Raw genomic sequence first — 20,882 nt, 5'->3', positions numbered from 1 at the left:
TTAGGAGGCTATCTCATAAAGGTTATTTGAGTGTCATTCAGAAGAAAATTATTAGGTATAGTTTATATTTTAGATTAAATAATTAAATTATACAAAGTAAAATACGATATTTATTAAACAAAAAAGGGGCTATCTTCAATTGTGAGACAGTCCCTTTTTGATTTTATATTAATTGCTATCTTTAACTTATAAAAATGCTGATATTTTTAGCATAAATAATTAGCTCCATAAAGGAGAATAATATTCTGGAATGTATGTATGAAACTTTTCAAACTATAATCGTTATTATCTGCTCTATTACTTTATTTATTTTTGGACTACAGAGTTTTAGTAGGGAGATAGAGTCTATAGGTACACATAAACTTTCTCTATTGGTAAGTAAAGTAACTAAACTACCCTTAGGTGGTTTTTTCTTAGGCGCTATCTTTACTGCAGTTATACAATCTAGTACCTTAGTTTCTACTTTGACAGTGACCCTAGTAAATAGTGGGGTTATTGCATTTAAAGATAGTATAATGATACTTTTAGGTACCAATATTGGTACTACATCTACTGCGTGGATTGTATCTTTAAATTCCTCTTTTTTAGGGCCTTTCTTTATTGTATTAGGAAGTACCCTTAGTATGATACCCAAAAAGATAGCTGTTATTGGTAAACCTATTTTTTATTTTGGTTTTATTTTCTTTAGCCTATCTTTTATATCAGTGGCAATGGAGCCAATAAAGAGTAACCCATATCTCATGGCTATACTTGCAAAAGCATCAACGCCTATTTTAGGTATTATTTATGGGATAATAATTACTATTATAGTTCAGTCTAGTTCAGTTGTAGTAGGTTTGGTGATTGTTTTACTTGGTCAAGGTACCATTGATATAAATGCGGCTATTCCTATTGTTATTGGGGCCAATATTGGAACAACCTCTACTGCATTGTTAGTGAGTATGCGTTTATCGTCTTTATCCAAATTAGTTGCTTTTGCCAGTTGCATGTTTAACATTATTGGAGTTATTTTACTTTTTCCCTTTTTAGGTTTTTTAAAGGATATTGCTCTTTCCTTTAGCAGTCAAGCTTCTTTGCAAGTAGCCATAGCTTTTACTTTAAGTAATACTTTTACTTCTTTGTTCTTTTTAGTGTTTTTACAACCAACTTTAAAAAGACTAATGAAACACCATTGGTACCAAGAGGCTAAACTTGGGATTTAAAATTTTTAGTGGCTAAACTTGTAAATTACAAGTATAAAATATAAAAGCTTTAAGACTAAGTGTCTTAAAGCTTTTATATTAGGGAAAATAGTTATTTTTAGAAGGCTATTTTATAAAAGTATAGTATCTAGCTCCTACTAAATTTGGATTTTCTTCTTCCACAAAATTTAATGCGAATTGATCTTTTTGCGGATTAATAGGTTCTTTAAGCTCTTTTTTGTGTAATGCCATATAAGTAGGGAAATCAATTTCAAATGACTCGTCCAAAACCTGAGTAACAGAAATTTTAGGAAGTCCTTCTTGCCATTTTTGCTCTACGGTTGCTTCAAAAACTTTGGATTTAGAACCAGAACCATAGGCGATAAAACCAATGTTTTTTCCTTGAATATCTTTGTTAATACTTTGAAAGTAAGTAAGAGTAGAAAGCAAGCCTAAAAAAATAGAACCTGTATATATATTTCCGACCTTGGCTGAAGCTATTTCAGAAGGTGCAATTTTATTTTTTACAATTTCTAAATAGTCTTCTGATTTAGCAAAAGCCTTGATTTGTTCATTTACATTCTCTGCTTTTTGATCTATTAAAGATGGATCCTCTAAAAGTATTATTTCCTGGAAAGTTCTTCTTCCTTGGTAGCAATAAGGCAAATGCATTAAAATGGATTCCCAATTGTTATAGTAATTTTGTTGGTCAATGTTATTGACAGATTTGAAATTACTATATGCTTGTTTTATTCTTTCAATATAACACTCATTGGAATATTGTCCATCAAAAACAGGCTGTTCCTTATGAACGGAAACTTCAGCTTCTAAAATATTGAACCAAGGTGTATTTTGTTCCTGTTGCGTTATTTCTTTTTTAGAAATTTTGTGATAAGGCTTGAAGAAGTCAAATACACTTTTGGTAGCTACACCGCTTTGTCCATGGAAACTTAAGACTCTAGGATCACTACTTATTAATAGAGCAATAGCACCAGCTCCTTGGGTATATTCTCCCGTAGATTCTAAATCATATTTTGCATGATCTGTAGCAATTACAATAGCTTTTTTGGTTGGATTTGCACGTACAAAATCTAAGGCATTCTGCATGGCATCCACAGCTCCAATACAAGCAAACGTATGATCTACTGCGTCACAGTTTAAAAAGCTGTCTTTTGGATAAACTTGTTCTAATAATCCTAATACATAAGAAGCAATTGGCTTTGAATTGTCCAAAGAGCTTTCACTTCCCACGTAAATCTTAGCGATTTTATCAAGGGGACAATTAGGGTTGTCTTGTAATAGTCGGTATGCTGCATTGGCAGCCATAGAAATAACATCTTGGTTAGTGTCTAATAAAACCATTTTCTCAAGTCCCAAACCTTTGATTAATTTCATTGGTTCAATCTTACGCTCTAATGCTAGGGTAGTAATGGGCAAATGAATACTTGGTATATAAAAGGAGATACTGTCAATTCCTACTTTCATGATGTGTCTTTTAAAAGTGACCTGTAAAAATAGCAGTAATTAAAATATTAACCATACAATAAATGGTGTTTTATTCTAAAAAAGAATTAACATAGCTATAATACTATTGTATAGGAAGAGTCCTGCTGCTTTAATAGGCACAAAAACAGCTATATAAAATAAAGTCCTTAAAAATTGGAAAAAGTAAAACACAAAGATCTTTGTATTTTATTTGTCTTTTATTAGAAGTAAAAAGACAAAAAACAGTCCGTAAAAGAAATACTAAACTGTAACTTTCTATTCTAGGTTCGAATAGGGAAACGAAAACTGCAACTAGCCTTCTATTAAAAATGTAATAAATACAAGTAAAGGGGGGACGCTACTTAACTTATACATTTTTTATATTTTTTTAGCCTCTTGAGATTCATATTTTTGAATCACTTCAATGAAGCTATTACATTGAGATTTGGCTAAAATATTTTTGCGGTGGGTTTGGATGGTCTGTATACTTATTACTAATTTATCCGATATCTCTCCGCTATTATAGCCCTCTTTAATTAAACGTAATATTTCAAATTCTCTTTTTGTTAGATGAAAATGATGTTCATCTTTAATGTAGGTGTTGGTGGTTAAATCAAATATTTTAAAATTGTTACCGATTTCTTGTTGTAGGGAAGGAATCACTTGATGTTGTATTAAAAGTTTACTTACTTTTCCATCTGTGGTTACTTCAATGACTTGCCTTTTCTCTAAGACTCGAATGTACCGTTTATTGGCACACCGTATTCTAAAATGGAAGTAAATCACATACTTAAAGAGATCGCCATAATCAAGTTTAGAGGTTAATTTTGTTGCTCTTTTACGATATTTATTGACATCGTCTTGATCTTGCTCATGTATTAGTTTTTTAAAATGGCTCCATTTCAAAAAACGAGGTGGGTGTCCTGTTGTGTTTTCAAAAGCTGAGTCCGATAAAATAGCTTTATCCAATATACAATCCTGTATATAAAAATAGTATTTCATTTTTCTAGCCAATGCAACCTCAGGACTGGTAAACGCTGTTTTATTTCTAGGGTCTACCTTTTCATAGATTGATTGGGTGAATTCTATCATTTTATCGAGTGTAATTGCATTTTCTACAAATTATAATCACTTGGTTTAAAAATAGGTTGGCTCAAATTTATTATCTCATATAATGAAAGTGTTTTTAATGGTTAGTAAAGGGCTTGATTTTTCTTAATATAATGTTCTGATACATACAAAAATATAAAAAAAAATAGAAACACCAAACTTACAAAAAACTGTTAAAATAACTTAGTGGTAGTATTTTGAAAGATGATATTTTGTTAAATCAATAAGTGATATATCATTTAATTCATAATGTAATTGTTATAATGTAATAAAAAGAGTGAAAAAAGGCGAAAAAAGGGCTGAAAATAGTGAGAAAAATACCCTAAAAAGGGTATGTTTTGGTGTTCAAATTAATAGAATCTTTGCCTTGTCAACAATAACTACTTCGAGTGCAGTAACTTGAAAAGTGAGACTAAGCATAGGCCATATTGTTTTACAAATATATAGTAGACTTTGGTAAAATTTGTTTTTTTTCATAATAGAGATAGTAAACAAAGAAGAGGTAATTGGAGACCTTATTAACAAACTTTTTTTATTAACATCATTTTCTAAAATTATGAAAAAAACAGTATTATGCTTAGCAGCAATTGCATTCAGTGGATTTGCATTTGCACAAAACAACAGTTCTACAATTGATCAATTCGGAGATCAAAACTTAGCTAAACTTCGCCAGATTGGTGACTCAAACACTAGTCAAATGGAGCAAGCTGGACTTGGTAACCAATCAGAAGTAGAACAGTATGGAGACGATAACAACTCTCAAGTTCGTCAATCAGGTTATGTAAACAATAGTTATGTTGGACAAGGTGGTAACGGAAATAGCGCTGACGTAGAACAAATTTTTGTTGGAAATGATTCTTCAGTTACACAAATTGGAGACAACAACCAATCAACTGTTTTCCAAGATGGTTTCTTTAACCAAGCGGAACTTATTCAAATTGGTAATGGTAACGAGAACGATGCTTTTCAAGAGGGTAATGATAACTTAACTTTTTTAGGGCAACAAGGAGATGATAACTGGGCTCGTTCAAGACAGTATGGAGATGAAAACGCTTCAGTATTTTACCAAATCGGTGATAACAACGTAGCTGATGTAATTCAACAAGGTGATAACAATGGAAGTGAAATTTCCCAGTTCACAGATTGGGGATATGCTACTGTTGTACAAGTTGGTGAAGAAAACTTAGCTTTAGTTGAGCAAAACAATGCAGATCACAGTATTTCTATGACTACTCAGTATGGAGAAGGAAACTATGCAGAAGTTTTACAGAAAAATGGAGAGCAAAACTTTAGTATAATCGAACAAGATGGTATGTATAATGCAACGTTCATTACTCAAAATGGAGCAGGGAATATGCACGATACTTACCAAGAGGGGGCTGCAAACTTATCTTATACCATGCAAACTGGTAACAATAACGCCGCTTATGACACTCAAATTGGTAATGGACACTCTAGTGTAACTCATCAAATTGGTAATTTAAACTCTTCTCAAGTTTATCAACAAGGTGGATCAAACTAATTTTTAAAATTTGATTGCTTATTGAAATGAAATAGGGTGAGTTAGCTCTCAAATTAAAAGGCTGACTCATCCTTTTTATTTATAAGAAAAGGAACGTTTTATTTAAAACCTATTATTATGAAAACAAATAAGTTATTTTATACGTTTTGTCTTTTTGGTTTTAGTTCTTTAATCTATGGACAAAATCCAGTACATATTGATCAAATTCACCTACAACCCTTTATGGGGGAATCAGTAACAAAGGTACCTATAGTGATTTTAAACTCTTCGCAACAGAATAATACTGTGAATGTACTGCAACATGGGGACGAAAATAAACTACAAGCTTCCATAACGTCCGCCTCTTATGAGGCTACTTATGGACAATTTGGAGATAGAAATTATATAGATGTGGATGTAAGTGGATATCAAGTTCAACAAAATGTGCGTCAAGAAGGAGGTAACAACTCAATGGAGCACTATACTAATAATCCTTATGTAAGTCAAAATGTAGAAGTATTTCAAGAGGGATCAAACCAATCTATTTCTATTTATGGCGAAAACTCTATGACTAAAGAGATGACTATACATATACAAGGGGATAATCGCTCTTTAATTATTAATAATTTCAATTAAAATGATAAAAAACATTGTTATAAGACAAGTAAGCCTGCTACTCTTTATAATAATGTTTTCAAGTGTTAGCTATAGTCAAATACTTAATACAAAAATACAAGCAGAATTAAATATCCAATACTTTGAGGATAATATGTTAGTTACTGCTCAAGCTTTTAATAAAATAGATCAGACTAAAAGTTTATCTGCAGTCTTTTCAATTATCAAGTCTTCTGACTCGCTTGCCAATCAAGCCTTGGAAAAGAGGGAAGGTAGATTTGTCGTACAAGAATTCCAAACAATAACCCTTTTTGAAGAATATGTAGAATTGAATCAAAATGAAAGTCTTACACTTTTATTATTGTTATATGACACTAATTCAGATTTGGTTGGGATGAAGCGTTTGGCTTTAAATGAACAAATAGATTCTTTGAGGATAAAAGAGGCCTTTAGCGAGCAACTCGCTAAGTATAGTAGCCAAGTGAGTGGTCCTCCAGAATATAAGATAGTTCACTTAGAAAATATTGTAATTGATCAAACAAAAACAAAAGCAGGTAGGGATTTTTACCAATTGTTTTATAGTCAGTTTATTGCCACTAATATCAAAACTAATGCAATCATCAAAATAACAGAAACCTGGAGTATGGGCTCTAGTACCATTTTGAGAGTATATGCTGACAATCAGTTGCTATTTGAGTTTTTTGTACGCAGCCAATATGATTTTATTAGAGTGATGGTTAAAGTTGCCCTAGCTAGGGTTCAACGTTATATAGCACTTGAAAACCAAAAGGAAAAGCGCTTAAAAATTTATTAATCAGTACTTAATACCTAAACAACATGAGAAAAATAATCTTTTTAACAACTCTACTATGGGTAGGGTTTTGTTATAGCCAGCAGTTATCTTATAAGCCCATTAGTCCATTTTTTGGCGGGGAGACTTTTAATTACCAAATGATCCTATCTTCTGCCCAAGCACAAAATAGCTTTAAGGAGAAAAAAGACGAGAAAGGAACAAAAAATTCCCAACAAGTTTTTGAAGAAAGAATTAATAATCAATTGATGAACCAACTATCTAGGGAACTCTTTGAAGAAAGTTTTTCTAATGGAATAAAAGAAGGAGTTTTTACTATAGGGACGTTATCTATTGAGATTTTTGAAACAAAAAATGGAACTGTAATTAATATGTTAAATACAGTGACAGGGGAATTCACACAAATAACTATGCCAAATAACTAAGCAATATGAGAAAATATTTTGCAAGTGGTATATTATTAGCGTTGACACTAACTGGTTGCGGGGCCTATATGAATCAACCCTTTTCAAAAAAAGGAGCTCGTGTAGGAGAAGTAACTAATCAATATAAAATACTTAAAGATCTTCCCAAGCCTACTGAACCAATTGTAGCAGGGGTTTACAATTTTCGCGATCAAACAGGGCAGTACAAAAGCATTGAAGTAGGTAGCTCGTTTAGTACAGCTGTTTCGCAAGGGGGAACTACTATGCTTATTAAAGCTTTAGAGGATAGTGGATGGTTTACTGTTGTGGAAAGGGAAAATTTAAGTAATCTTTTAAATGAACGTAATATAATTCAAACCACAAGGGAGCAATTCAAAAAAGCCGGAGAGCCAACACAAGCGCATTTACCGCCTTTACTTTTTGCTGGAATCCTCCTAGAAGGAGGGGTAATTTCCTATGATACTAATATTATTACAGGAGGCTCTGGGGTACGCTACTTCGGGGTGGGAGCTGCTAATCAATATAGAGAAGATAGATTGACAGTGTATTTAAGAGCTGTTTCAACGACTAATGGTAAGATACTTAAAACGGTGTATGTATCAAAGACAATTTTATCACAAGCCGTTTCAGCAAACCTCTTTAAGTTCGTTAATTTTCAGCGCTTATTAGAGGTTGAAACTGGGTTTACCACCAATGAACCTGTTCACTTAGCGATGAAAGAGGCTATTGAAAAGGCTGTGAATGGTTTGATTATTGAAGGGATCGAATCTAACCTATGGTCTACTTCTTCTGGAGAAGAGGTAGATAAGGCTTTAATTGCTGAGTATAATTATAAGAAGCAACAAGATGAGTCAACAAAGTTGTACGATCGCAAGCTAGATGTTTTAAATGATAAAAACAGTGTAGAGCTTACCGGTGGAGTAAGCCTTTTAGATGGAGATATTAAAAAGAAAAAACCAGGGTATTCCTTTAGGTTAGCATATGCTAGAGCGATTAGTCAAGTTTTTGATGCGCAAATTAGCTTAAATGCTCTTTCGCTTAAAGCAGGAAATGAATTTTCCAGTCAAGTGTATAGTTTAGATGGAAATATTAGAGCTACTCTTTTACCCCATGATAAGCTTTCCCCATACATTTACGGTGGCCCTGGTTATTTTTTATTTCATAATAGTTCAGCCAAAAAGACTAAATCTTATTTTAAACTTCAATATGGTTTAGGCTTAAGTTATAAGGCTAGCTCTAAAGTAAGTATCATTGGTTTTGCAGAGCAAAATATCACTTTTAATGATGAATTAGACAACCTTAAAAGTGGAAAAAGAGATGATTACTACTTCAACTTTGGGATTGGATTAAGGTATTACTTTTAATTTAAACGACATGAAAACACAATATATAAAGATATTATTAGTAGTACTTTCTCTTGTATTTATAAGCATTTCTTGTAGTGAAGACTATCAAGATGAATTTGGAGAAGGTACCATTGAGGGGACTGTAGTCTCGCATGACGATCTAAAGCCATTGGCTAATATTAAAATTGAGACTTCTCCACTTACTAATACGGTTTTTACCGATGAAGATGGTAAGTTCATCTTAACTAACGTAAAACAAGGAGATTATTCTGTTAAGGGGCAAGGAAAAGGATATGTAACAATTTTTGAACCTACAAAGGTCTATAGCGGTAGAAAATCTAATGTAGTACTGGAAATGGAGTACCAAAAAGAAGAACAGACTCCTCCGATTGTCCCAGTTTTAAAAACTCCTAAAAACAATGAACTTCTAACTAGCACTTCGGCTAATTTTTCTTGGAGTTCAGAACCCGATATAGTAGGAGAGGTTAATTATACTCTGACTTTACACAATGCCAATACAGATAAAGTTATTTATTTGGAGGGAATAAAAGATTCGGTTTATACTTATGATGAATTAGAGCTTGGAGCTAAATATTTTTGGCAAGTAACTGTAGATAATTCCCTACATGAGCCAGTAAAAAGTGAAATGGGGTCTTTTAGTGTATTTACTGCTCCTTTAGAGAATAGAATTCTATTTACCAGAAAGGTAGCTGAGAATAATGTACTTTTCTCTACAAACGATAAAGCAGAAGACTTTGCTTTAACGTCTTCTAATATAAATAGTTATAGACCTAGAAGAAATTATGAGGCTAACAAAATTGCCTTTTTACAAAATAATGGAGCTAGTACAGATATTTATACCATTAATAGGGATGGATCTAATTTAACTAAGGTTACTACAGATGTTAAACCAATGGGGTTCAATATGAACGAATTAGGTATATGTTGGCCTAGTCAAAGTGACAAAATATATTTTTCAAATTTTGATAAGTTGTATCGTATTTCTTCAAATGGTCAAGGACTTGAATTAATCTATCAAACTAAAGATGGGGCTTTTATCTCTGAAATGGACGTAAATCATACCCATAGTATAATTGCTTTGAAAACCAATGATTCTAATGGTTACCAAGCATCTATTTATGCGGTAGATTTTAATGGGAACCTTTTATTTAGTGTCTTGGATAAAGTGGATGGAGCAGTATCAGGTTTACATCTATCTTCTAACGGGCAAAAACTTGTTTACTCTCATGATATTTCTGGAGAGCAAAATTCAGAATATAGAAGATTTGATAGTAAGATCTTCATTTACGATAGAAAGACAAATGCTTCTAGTTCAGTTTCTGGTAATAAACCAAATGGTACAATAGATATAGATCCGAGGTTTTCACCAAATGAGGCTTATATTATTTTTACTAATACTTCCAATGACGGAAAGTCTTCCGCCAATTTATATAGTATGGATATTAATTCTAAAGATAGGAAGTTAGTTCAAAGCAATGCCAAAATGCCAGATTGGCTATAAAAGGTGGAAAACATTTGAAAAGAGATTATTTTCTAAATACTGCATACTCGTACTTTAACACATAGAAACCTTAGTGAGAATCTCAGGTACAAGTTGTTTAGGTAACCTGAATTTTAAACTGGTTTCTTTCAAAGGCTTGAGGTGTGCGGTACGAGTACAGGCAGTATTATTTTTTATTAAAGTTTAGACTTTAATTAGCTATAAATACTATTTAATTACTCTAGTTTTGTAGATTAAATATAATTAGAGAAAAATTGAAAAATTCCAAAGGAAAGCTACATCCAAGAAGTAAACACAATGAGCTATATGATTTTAAAGAATTGGTTAATCATGTAAGTGAACTCCAAGGGTATATAATTAAAAACCCTTTAGGAATAGATACTATTGATTTTTCTAATTATTCGGCTGTAAAATGCTTGAATAAGGCAATACTTGCAAAAGATTATCAAATTAACAGTTGGGATATTCCCCAGCAAAATTTGTGTCCACCTATACCAGGCAGGGCGGATTATATTCATTATTTAAATGATCTGTTACAAGAAAAGGAGTATGAGAAGCCTTCTGAGATAACTAGTATTTCCATCTTAGATATTGGGACAGGAGCTAGTATGATCTATCCTTTAATAGGATGTAGAGAATATAACTGGAGTTTCTTAGCTTCTGACATAAGTAAAGCATCTTTAGATAATGCTCAGAAAATTATAAATGCTAATCCAAATTTAGCAGTAAAGGTTCAATTAAAAGTACAAAGCAATTCTAATCATATTCTAAAAGGTATTATTACCTTGAATCACTATTTTGATGCGGTTATGTGTAATCCTCCTTTTTTCAATTCAAAGGAACAGTACAATAGCCAGGCAAACAGAAAGAATGCCAATTTGGGAAATAAAAAAAACATCGAAAATCGTAATTTTAGCGGTTCTTCTAATGAATTATATTGTCCCGGAGGTGAGAGGCGCTTTATTGAAAACTATATCTATGAGAGTAGACATTATGCCAAACAGGTAGGATGGTTTACCACTTTAGTTTCTAACAAAGATAATTTGTTTTTTTTAAAGTCTTTATTAAAGCGATTAAAAGTCGATTCTTCCCAGATTATCCCAATGCAACAGGGCAATAAAGTAAGTAGAATATTAGCTTGGCGTTTTTAAGTGACCACAAAAGAAAATTAATGATATAAGGAGTAGAAGATTAATTTAAAATATATTGGGCTTGTAGAGAAACATCTTTACAAGCCTTTTTTGTTTTAAACAAGTATGTTTTTGAATATATATAGTGACTCGAAAACTAGCCCTGTTTAAAGAAGCGTTATAAGCTATTATAGCTACTGTTTAAAGTATATTCTAAAGGTCTATGATTATCTTATTAGAGTAGTGTACTTCTGGTCTTTAATCCGCTTTAAATTAACAAAGGACAAGTTATGTATTTGACTTTTAGGCTTTAAATAGGGTATAGTTCGATATTTTGTGGCTTAAAAAAGTGTTCTAATAGCTAAATAATATAAAAAGTAGCTTTAAATCGGAATAAGGTGTTAAAATTTTAACTTAAAGTACCTTTTTGGAGTAGTTTATTATGAGGCTAAAAATTGATAATTTGTCTTTTTTTTTGTATTTAATAGTATTATACGTTTTGATATGTTAATTTTTGATATTTAAAAGTATAGTGTTACTTAGTAAAATAGAGTAGTTGTTAGTTTAGTTTTTATCAATTTTACAGGTAGTTTAAATTATCCTATTTAGTATAGTGCTTTAAAAAGATATAAGTCTGATTGTAAGCTAGTTGTGTGTGTAAAGAACTGGTTTTATAGCTGTTGCTTTATAACCTTTTTTTGGTTGTAAATACCCTAATACCAATTTTTTGAAACATAAATTGTAGTAAAATTATCAAAATTTGTTTCAGTAAAAGACAATGCGCATTACTGTGTTCCGTATTAATGGAAAAACATCAAACTACTTACTAACTATGAATAAGAAATTACTATCAGTAGCATGCTTAATGGGAGCTTTTTCCCTTTATGCGCAAGTTGGTGTTGGAACCCTTGTTCCAAATAAATCCGCAGAACTTGCTGTAATATCCTCCGAAAGAGGGTTATTAATTCCAAATATCGCTTTAGAGGACTTGACGGATGCTGTAACAATTAAGGCTGGAAATATAGCAAGTCTACTTGTGTATAATACTAATTCAACAGATGTATTAAGCCCAGGGTATTATTATTGGGAGAATAATAAATGGAATAGACTTCTAATTACAGAAGACATTCCTCAGGTGGTTATCGACAACTTCGAAGAAATCTCTCAGGATGTTCATGTAACGAATATAATTGAAAATATTATTAGAAACACCCAAGGGAATGTTCTGTATGATGATGATAAATTATATTATATCGATAAGTCTAAAAACCAGACAACTTTACTTTTTTCAAGTGATGACTTCATCACTATCTTAAACTATGATATTATTACAGGTATTTTAACTTACAAAAATGAAAGTGATAATTTAGTCAGTGTAGATATTAAAAGTGCTGTCAAGACTTTTGAATCGGTTACAAAAATCGTTCAGAACCTAAACGATCATACCATCATATTTTATGATGAGAATGGAGATTCTACTACAATTGACTTGGAAGGATTTGTCAAAAGTGCAGAGACAGTTACCACTTTAGTTAAAGATGGACCTGGGAAATATACTTACACAAATGAAAATGGCCTTCAAACTAAGATCAATGTTAGTGGGGATTTAGTAGATATTATTCATGGGAAATTAGACTTAGACTTGTATAATATTTTAAAAACTTTTGTAAAAGATCATCAAAGTGTAACACGTCTTTTCTATAATCCTACCACTAGGATTTTAAATTTTACTGACGAGAACGAACAGGTATTTGAATTTGATTTGACCCAAATAGTGCAAGACAACCAGGAGAAAACTAGAATTGATGCTACTACCTCTAAAAACATTACTGTTCAAAGTAATGTTAATGGTAACACCTTAACCTATACTTTAGAGGTAAAGCCTGCTACGGCTAGCTCTCTAGGAGTGGTCAAGCCAGGAAGTGGTTTATTAGTAGACCAAGAGGGTGTTCTAAGTGTTGACGTGAGTACTGTGATTCAGGGCAAAGATCTAAAGGGTAATAACAAGATTGTAGTTACCAATGGACAGGGTTCTGTATTAAAAGAAGTAAACTTAGATATTGATGAAAGTAAATTGAGTTTACAAAATATAGGAGGAATTTTAAACCTAAATCAACTTTTTAAAGGGGATAAGGGAGATATCTTAGTTGTAGATCAGAATGGTGATATTGTTTGGTCTGCTATAGATGTGCTTACTACAAACTCTTTAACTTTAGATAATTCTTCTTTAGTATCAAAGGTAAATGGGATACAATCTTCAGTAAGTTTAGTAGATAAAATATCTACTGAAATGCTTCAAGGTAGAGCTGTAACTCAAGATAAATTGGGAGCTACTCCTGCGCAAAAGACGATGGTTGGAGTTGTCCAAGGTGACGGAAGTGTAAAATACCAGAAGTTATCTCAGGATAATTTCGAGGGCAAACTATTACAATCTGCTAATAATCTACTAACAGTAACTAACGGAGATGAATCTATTTTAAAAGATGTAACCCTTTCTATTAATCAAGCCAATTTTGATTTAAGTTTAATCGGGGGTAAATTAAACATTACACAGATTAATCCAGGTAGCGCTAATACTGTTTTAATAACTAACAATAATGGCGAGTTAGAGTGGGTAAATAAAACGCTTATTTCACCAGAGATTATCCATAATCTATCTAGTACTGGAAATAATATGACTTCAACTATTAATGGAGTTGATAAACCTGCCACTATTATTGCTGAGGTTAAACATGCCTTAGATGGTAATAATTTAACAACGAGTGTCAATGGTATTGAGTCTAATAAAATTAATTTAGCAAGCATTGATCACACTTCTAAAGTAATCGAAGGAGATAATGTACAGGTTATTGAGGATATTGCAGGCAATGAAACTTCTTATACCGTATCTGTTTCTGATGCCGCTATTCAAGCTGCTCAAAAAACTACCTCTGTTGCACCAGGAGCAAACATAACTGTTGCCTCTACAACTTCTCCCGATGGTAAACATACCGTGTACACTATTTCTTCTGCTACCTTTACTCCTGATATTGACATTCAGAATGGCCAGATTATAACTAAAGTTGTGAAAGGTACTGGTGTAGATGTAGAATATACACCTAGTGGTGATGGAAAATTGCATACATATAAAGTTTCAGTTGATCCAACACAAGAACTACTCGAAGGTGATGTTACAGGTGCACTAAATGATAATACTGTAGTTGGTCTTCAAGGAATAGAAGTTTTAGAAGGTACACCAATAGATAAGCAGGTACTTACCTACAATGCAACAGCAAATAAGTGGGTACCTAAGACTCAAAGTATATCTGAGTTTACTGATGGTAAATCACTTAGTTCTACAGATCTAGATTTGTCTTCAGAAGCTAACGTAGCTTTACTAAAAGATGTAACCGCAAATATTAAATCAGGGGCAGTAACTACTATTAAGCTTTTCGATGGTGCCGTGACTACTGCTAAAATTGAGGATAATGCAGTTACTACAGCTAAAATTGCTGATGCCGGGAGCGATCAAGTTTTAGTAACTAATACTAGTGGAGAGCCAATTTGGGAAAATAAAAGTACTCTTGTAGCAGGTAATCAGAAAACAAGTTCAGTTAAAGCAGGAACTAACGTAACAGTTGTTCCCACAGTTAACGGTAAGGATACTGAATATTTGGTTAACGCTTCTATTTCTGATACAGATATCCAAAGTGGTCAGATTCTAACTAAAGTTGTGAAAGGTACTGGCATAGATGTAGCATATAGTAGTAGTGCTGATGGGAAACTACATACCTATACGGTGTCAGTTGACCCAACAAAAGAATTACTAGACGGCGATGTTACAGGTGCATTAAATGATAATAGTGTAGTTGCTCTTCAAGGAATTGGAGTATTAGAAGGTACTCCAGCAGATAATCAAGTGCTTACCTATGATTCTGTACAGGGAAAGTGGATACCAAAGTCCCCAGTTATTGCAGGTAAGGTTTCTGTAGCAGCTGGCCTAAATACTACTGTTACTTCAGGAGCTAATCCAACAGATGCAAATGAAACCATTTATAAGGTAAATGTAAAGAGTGCTTTACCTAGTTTCTTTTACATGCCTTCTGTTTTAGTTCCAACAAGTGCTAGTGCGAACTTACCATCTGGAGTTGCATTTAATAATGCCACTAGAAAAGGGGAGATTAACTTATATGAAATATTCAATGATCAATTTGAAACTCCAATAGCCAAAAGTGATCAAAGTGCGGGCTTGCCACTTTTTGAAGCGGATGAGTTGAACTATTTTGTAACCTATGCAGATCCTACTGTTTATACTAATGTTCATGTTTCGGATGATGGAATATTGACTTATGAGGTTTTAAATACTGCAAATGTTAGTGTAGGTTCATTTATGAATATTGTTTTTAGTATTCGCTAATCTAAAAAGTCTACAAATATGAAAAACATCATCTATTTGCTAGTCTTATGCATGGTTTGTATAGGGGGTAGCGCTCAAAATATAGTTGTTACAAGTTGGGATGATTTAGCTAAAAGTATCTCTACGGAAGAATTAAGGGAGTTAGAAAGCAAAGTTTATGGTTATGAATCTTCCATGAGTGTATATCCTAATGGATATGTACATTCCTTTCTTAAAAAAGGACAAGAAGAAATAGATATATTATTCATGAATGGACTCTTTCCTTTAGAAGTAGTTAAAAACGTTCCAGAATTTAAAGAGTCAATGAATAATATCAGAGTTGTTTGCATTGATTTATCAGAAGCAGAGAATCTTAATACAATGCGAAATGTAGATTTAAAGTTTTCTTTATTACCTAATCTACAGTATATAGTACTTACTTCAATTAGTGAAAATCAACTAATTAAAGCTGAAGTTAATTTTAAAGCTAGAGCAAATCAAAAGGGTGGAGATTCAAAGAGAATACTTCTTCTAAGTCAATTACAACCTGAAAACACATAAGCTATGAAAAAAATATATATAGATAAGCTAAGAGTACATCTAAGTATATTACTTTTTTTAGTGTGTACTTTTTCAGTCTTAGGTCAAGATGAATTTACTTTGAGAACTTCCTCTAAGGCGCCTTCTCCACATACAAATGAAGGGATTTATAATCTCAGGGGAGATTTCACGATGATTGGTAATTCTAATTTGTATGACAATAACAATCCAAATAATAGAGATAAGGGAAATGGTAACAATGGAAACATGAGCTTTTATAAATTATCTGGAGATGGTTCTAGTATCAGTAACTCTTCTTCCTCAACTTTGGTAAAGCCAACCGGTTTAGATTTAACTTGTACTAAGATCGTTTATGCTGGATTGTATTGGACTGGTAGGGGAGAAAACAGTTCCAATGATGCAACAAAACTTAAAAATGGATTGCAAAAGAAAAAGATAAAAGTAAAATTACCAGGTCAATCTAATTATGTAGAATATAACGCTGATGTTAGTAATATAGGTAATAGTTCTCAAAGAGACATATATACTTCCTATGTAGATATTACAGATAAAGTAATTGCTTTAGGAAATAATGCTTGGGGGACTTATAGTGTTGCGGATATTGCCACAACAATAGGAAATGGATCCTCTACTGGTTATTTTGGAGGGTGGGGAATGGTAGTGATTTATGAAAACCCAAAACTTAGTTGGAAGGATATTACTGTTTTTGATGGGTTTAGTTTTATCAACGGAGCGGATGCCTCTTCTAAAATTAAAAATTTAACTGTGACTGGCTTTAGGGCTGCTCAAAGTGGGGCTATTAGTGTAAAGCTGGGAATTATTGCAGGAGAAGGTGATGCGGATATTGTAAATGATTTTCTTCAAATGAAATTAAATACAAGTAATTCCTATGAAAAATTAAACCATGGGCCAAATACTCAAAACAACTTCTTCAATTCTACAATTGATATTGCGCCTAATACTCGCGTACATAATAATACAAATAACTACGGGGTAGATGTATTTACTTTTAAGTTAGACAATAGCAATAATAAGTTTATTGATAATAATCAACAAAGTACTAAATTCCAATATGGGACTACTGGAGATACCTATGTAATCAGTACTATAATATTTGCTGTGGATGCATATGTTCCAGAGGTTGAAGCATTCAATAGTATCACTACACCTGGTATTTCTTCGGGATCACAAGTAAATCCTGGGGATGAGGTTTCCTTTGAATTAACTATAAAGAACAAAGGAAATGAGAAGATTAAAGATGGAAAAGTACAGGTAGTCATACCACCGAATATGCACTTTGTATCTGCTTCTATTGATTCAAGTTTGGATGTAAAAGGTTCAGTTTCATGGAGTCATCCACAGGGGAATAACTCTGCTGCTCTATCTGGCGGTATAATAACATGGGTATTTGATAAACAATTATCTAATGCAGATAAAGACGCAATCCTAGGTAAATTACGTTATACTCTAAGGGCTACGGATAATTGTGAAATACTTACTAGTTCGTTTAACAACTGTTTGTTAACAGCTGGTATTAACGGAAAAGTTAGTGGTATTGGACTTAATTCCAATATAGAATTGGATACTCCTTTTGTCAAAGGATACTCAGAGTCTAATTGCTTTGAGGCAGAGTATGATAGTATGGATTTGGATATAAATTTATCTCCAGCCTTTTTATCCAATTGTGCTACAATAGGTCAAAGTGGAGCCAAAGTATTTGCAGTTGCATGTGATAGTTCTTCTAATGAAGTGCCTCGCGCTACAGTAGAAGTTTATTATCCTTCGGGTACAAAGTTTTATTCTATTGACTTCAGTATTCCTAATGCACCAGCTGTTTTAGTAACTGGAGATTTTCCTGCTTCTGAACTGGGGATTGTGTATTACGCGCAATTACCTTGGTCTAATTTTGGATGTTTCTTGCAATTTAAAGCTGTTTCTAGTCAGATAAGCACTACGCCAACAGTACAGAATATCGACGTGTGTTTAGGTGATAACTATACTTTAGAAAATAAAGTTTCCCAGGTTGGACTTCAGCATGGACTGACCCTTTTCTACTTTGGAAATGAAACTGATTCTACTCCACTAAGTCAGATTCCACATCCTACAAATGAAGGAGTATATACCTACTATGTCGCTGAAGGACGTACTGGTTGTTATGGAGAAAAGATAGCTTTTACTGTTACAATAAAAGGATTGCCCATCGAGCAAACACTGGAATCGCATTGGCAGTTTTGTGAGAACTCTGATGGTTTATATAAAATAACTACAAGCGATACGGTAGTATGGGAATATGCCTTAGCGCAAGACCCTAATACTTGGATTGTGTTACAGAGTAACTCATTTAATTCCATCTTACAATCAACCTCTAATAATTTAAAAGTATCGCATGCAAGCCAAGTGATTAATGGTGTTTTAGTTAGGGTAAGAGTTTCTAATTCTAATGGATGTAGTAGTTACTCTGCGCCAATGAAAATAGTGGTAGATGATTGTTCTACTATTAGTAACCCAGCCTTGCCAAGTAAGGCGTACAAATAGTCTATAATATGAAAACTAGTGCAAAGATAAATTGGATACTGGCACTCATTTTTACTAGGTTACCAATTATTGGATTTGGTCAAAATAATGCTGGACCTAAAGTGGTGAATGCTGGTAAAATGAGCATGGAGTCTAACTCCTTGGTAAGTGTAGCATATGATTTTTCAAATCTACCTACTGCTCAGGTGATCTCCGATGGGACTATAATGTTCTATAGAGATTTTAATAATGATGGATTTTACGAAAGTTCTGTAAATAAAAAAACAGGGAAAACCTACTTTACCCGCTGGAATCAAGAACAGGGTGCTCAAGTTATCTCTGGAGATGCCATAAGTAGTTTTCACGATATTATTTTTGATAATAGTCAATCAACCATGGCTTTCGACATTAAGAATAATATTGATATTCATGGAAAAGCAGAATTTAAGCAAGGTATTTTAAAGGTAGATTCTACCCAAAATCCTATCACGAAAGTTTCTAGAGGGATGGTAAGTTTTTTAAAGGACTCTTCTTGGGAACAAGCTAGTGATATAAGTCATGTGGATGGTTATGTGGAGAAGATAGGTAAAATGGATTTTACCTTTCCTAAAGGTAATAAAAGCATGTATCGTCCTGCGATAATCACCTCTGCTAAAGAGGATAAAGATGCTTACTTAGGTAGGTATGTCTTTGACGATTCGAACTTTTTCCATGCAAGAAGTCCGTATTCAGGGGTAATTGAAGAGCTTAATACTAAAGAATATTGGATTATTGAAAAGGCAACCAATTCTGCTACTGATATCGTTTTGACATTAACATGGGATTCTAGAACTACCCCAAAAAAATTATTGGACAATCCTGAGAAAGACCTACATATAGTGAGATGGGATAGTAAGCAAAATCTTTGGGTAGACGAGGGTGGAATTGTAGATATAGCTAGTAGACAAATTACTACACCTGTAAGTGTAAAAGGGTATGGTTTTTTTACTCTAGCTAAGGTCAAAACGGATTGGATACTAGATGGGGATGTAGTGATTTACAACTTAGTAAGTAGTAATGAGGACAATATAAACGATTATTTCTTAATTGAGAATATCCAAAGGTTCCCTAATAACTCTGTACATATTTTTAATCGTTGGGGGGTAAAGGTATTTGAAACCACTAATTACGACCCTCAGGGAGATGGATCAGTCAATGTTTTTAGAGGGTATTCAGATGGAAGAGCAACTATTGCCAAAAATGAAAAACTTCCAACTGGGACTTACTACTATATTGTTGCTTATGAGTTTAAGGATGCAAATGGAGCAAGGATGATTAAAAAATCGGGATACTTACAGTTAGAAACCAACTAAAAAAACAAGAAAATGAATAAAATAATAAATTTCAGGGCATGGATGCTTGTCGTTTTTTTAGGGATAATAACTCTAAGTAATGGCTTTGCGCAGCAAGATCCTCAATATACTCAATACATGTATAACCATGCAAAAATAAACCCTGCTTATGCAGGAAGTGTAGATAACTTAGGAATTTATGGACAATATAGAACCCAATGGGTTGGTCTTGAAGGTGCTCCAAAAAGCGTAAATGCTTCGATAACTTCTCCGATAGCTCAAAGTGGCTTGGGATTAGGTGTTCATTTTCAAAATGACAAAATAGGAGCTATGAATAGCAATACTTTTGCAATAGATCTTTCCTATACCATAAATTTAAGTTGGAACTATAAGCTAGCTTTCGGAGTAAAGGGATCTGGTAATATTTTAGATGTTAACTATGACAAATTACATATCTTTAATCCCAGTGACCCAGTGACTCAAAACAACGTAAACAACAAATTTTCTCCAAATATTGGGGCAGGGGTGTTTCTTTACTCTGAAAGTGCTTATGTGGGGTTCTCAATTCCAGCTCTTGTGTCTAACTCTATTTATGATGCAAATCATATTAAAACTCTAAAAGAAAGAGCCCATTATTATTTGACAGGAGGATATGTGTTTGATTTTAATCAGACTTGGAAATTAAAGCCAGCTACACTTTTAAAAGCGGTAGAAGGCGCGCCTTTACAAGTAGATGTTTCTTTAAATACAATGTTTAAAGAAAAATTCACTTTGGGTGTAGCTTATAGATGGGATGCAGCAGTTAGCTTTTTGGCTGGCTTTCAAGTGGACAATACCATATTTATCGGCTATAGTTATGATACAGATACTACTAAGCTTGCACATTATAATAATGGGTCACACGAGATTTTTATGCGTTTCGATTTGTTTAACTCAACTAAGCGAACTAGATCAGCGAGGTTCTTCTAAAAGGGC

Annotated in this window: 15 protein-coding genes; 13 read left to right on the top strand and 2 right to left on the bottom strand. The window is 33.0% G+C overall.

What is annotated here, in order from left to right; translation table 11 throughout:
* Positions 1-254 precede the first annotated feature (254 nt).
* The gene (locus ACYSNX_RS03420; RefSeq protein ID WP_461753288.1) at positions 255-1,202 is read left to right on the top strand and encodes a Na/Pi cotransporter family protein; all 948 of its coding nucleotides are present in this window, start codon (positions 255-257) and stop codon (positions 1,200-1,202) included.
* 105 nt (positions 1,203-1,307) lie between these two features.
* Here the strand turns inward: ACYSNX_RS03420 and ACYSNX_RS03415 are convergent, their stop codons facing one another.
* Positions 1,308-2,666 (bottom strand): hydroxymethylglutaryl-CoA synthase family protein, encoded by a 1,359-nt coding sequence (locus ACYSNX_RS03415; protein ID WP_461753287.1) that lies wholly within the window; start codon positions 2,664-2,666, stop codon positions 1,308-1,310.
* 378 nt (positions 2,667-3,044) lie between these two features.
* On the bottom strand, positions 3,045-3,758 hold the full coding sequence (locus tag ACYSNX_RS03410) for a response regulator transcription factor (RefSeq protein WP_461753286.1): 714 nt from the start codon (positions 3,756-3,758) through the stop codon (positions 3,045-3,047).
* A gap of 574 nt (positions 3,759-4,332) precedes the next feature.
* Between ACYSNX_RS03410 and ACYSNX_RS03405 the strand changes: the two genes are divergently transcribed.
* The 12 genes from ACYSNX_RS03405 to ACYSNX_RS03350 all read left to right on the top strand — a co-directional run bounded on the left by ACYSNX_RS03405 (position 4,333) and on the right by ACYSNX_RS03350 (position 20,876).
* Positions 4,333-5,298: a hypothetical protein gene (locus tag ACYSNX_RS03405; RefSeq protein WP_461753285.1), complete on the top strand. Its 966-nt coding sequence runs from the start codon at positions 4,333-4,335 to the stop codon at positions 5,296-5,298.
* 117 nt (positions 5,299-5,415) lie between these two features.
* A complete protein-coding gene (locus tag ACYSNX_RS03400; protein ID WP_461753284.1) occupies positions 5,416-5,913 on the top strand; it encodes a hypothetical protein in 498 nt (165 codons plus the stop codon).
* Positions 5,914-5,965: 52 nt separating this feature from the next.
* Positions 5,966-6,706 carry a CsgE family curli-type amyloid fiber assembly protein gene (locus ACYSNX_RS03395; protein ID WP_461753283.1) on the top strand — a complete coding sequence of 247 codons (741 nt, stop codon included), beginning with the start codon at positions 5,966-5,968 and terminating at the stop codon, positions 6,704-6,706.
* A gap of 23 nt (positions 6,707-6,729) precedes the next feature.
* Positions 6,730-7,128, top strand: coding sequence for a curli assembly protein CsgF (locus ACYSNX_RS03390; protein WP_461753282.1), 399 nt, complete (start codon positions 6,730-6,732; stop codon positions 7,126-7,128).
* 5 nt (positions 7,129-7,133) lie between these two features.
* Positions 7,134-8,492: a CsgG/HfaB family protein gene (locus ACYSNX_RS03385; protein ID WP_461753281.1), complete on the top strand. Its 1,359-nt coding sequence runs from the start codon at positions 7,134-7,136 to the stop codon at positions 8,490-8,492.
* 10 nt (positions 8,493-8,502) lie between these two features.
* Positions 8,503-9,996 (top strand): carboxypeptidase regulatory-like domain-containing protein, encoded by a 1,494-nt coding sequence (locus tag ACYSNX_RS03380; protein WP_461753280.1) that lies wholly within the window; start codon positions 8,503-8,505, stop codon positions 9,994-9,996.
* A 254-nt stretch (positions 9,997-10,250) separates the two neighbouring features.
* Complete coding sequence (gene rlmF / locus ACYSNX_RS03375; RefSeq protein ID WP_461753279.1) at positions 10,251-11,147, top strand: 23S rRNA (adenine(1618)-N(6))-methyltransferase RlmF; 897 nt, start codon at positions 10,251-10,253, stop codon at positions 11,145-11,147.
* Between the two features lie 811 nt (positions 11,148-11,958).
* A complete protein-coding gene (locus ACYSNX_RS03370; RefSeq protein WP_461753278.1) occupies positions 11,959-15,522 on the top strand; it encodes a hypothetical protein in 3,564 nt (1,187 codons plus the stop codon).
* Positions 15,523-15,540: 18 nt separating this feature from the next.
* Positions 15,541-16,062, top strand: coding sequence for a hypothetical protein (locus tag ACYSNX_RS03365; protein ID WP_461753277.1), 522 nt, complete (start codon positions 15,541-15,543; stop codon positions 16,060-16,062).
* 3 nt (positions 16,063-16,065) lie between these two features.
* Entirely contained in the window at positions 16,066-18,597 is a 2,532-nt protein-coding gene (locus ACYSNX_RS03360) for a hypothetical protein (protein ID WP_461753276.1), read from the top strand.
* Between the two features lie 8 nt (positions 18,598-18,605).
* Positions 18,606-19,928, top strand: coding sequence for a gliding motility-associated C-terminal domain-containing protein (locus tag ACYSNX_RS03355; RefSeq protein ID WP_461753275.1), 1,323 nt, complete (start codon positions 18,606-18,608; stop codon positions 19,926-19,928).
* 42 nt (positions 19,929-19,970) lie between these two features.
* Positions 19,971-20,876 carry a PorP/SprF family type IX secretion system membrane protein gene (locus tag ACYSNX_RS03350; protein ID WP_461753324.1) on the top strand — a complete coding sequence of 302 codons (906 nt, stop codon included), beginning with the start codon at positions 19,971-19,973 and terminating at the stop codon, positions 20,874-20,876.
* The last annotated feature ends 6 nt before the right edge of the window (positions 20,877-20,882 follow it).

Source organism: Myroides sp. LJL115 (assembly GCF_054871665.1).
This window is presented reverse-complemented; position numbering and strand designations above follow the sequence as displayed.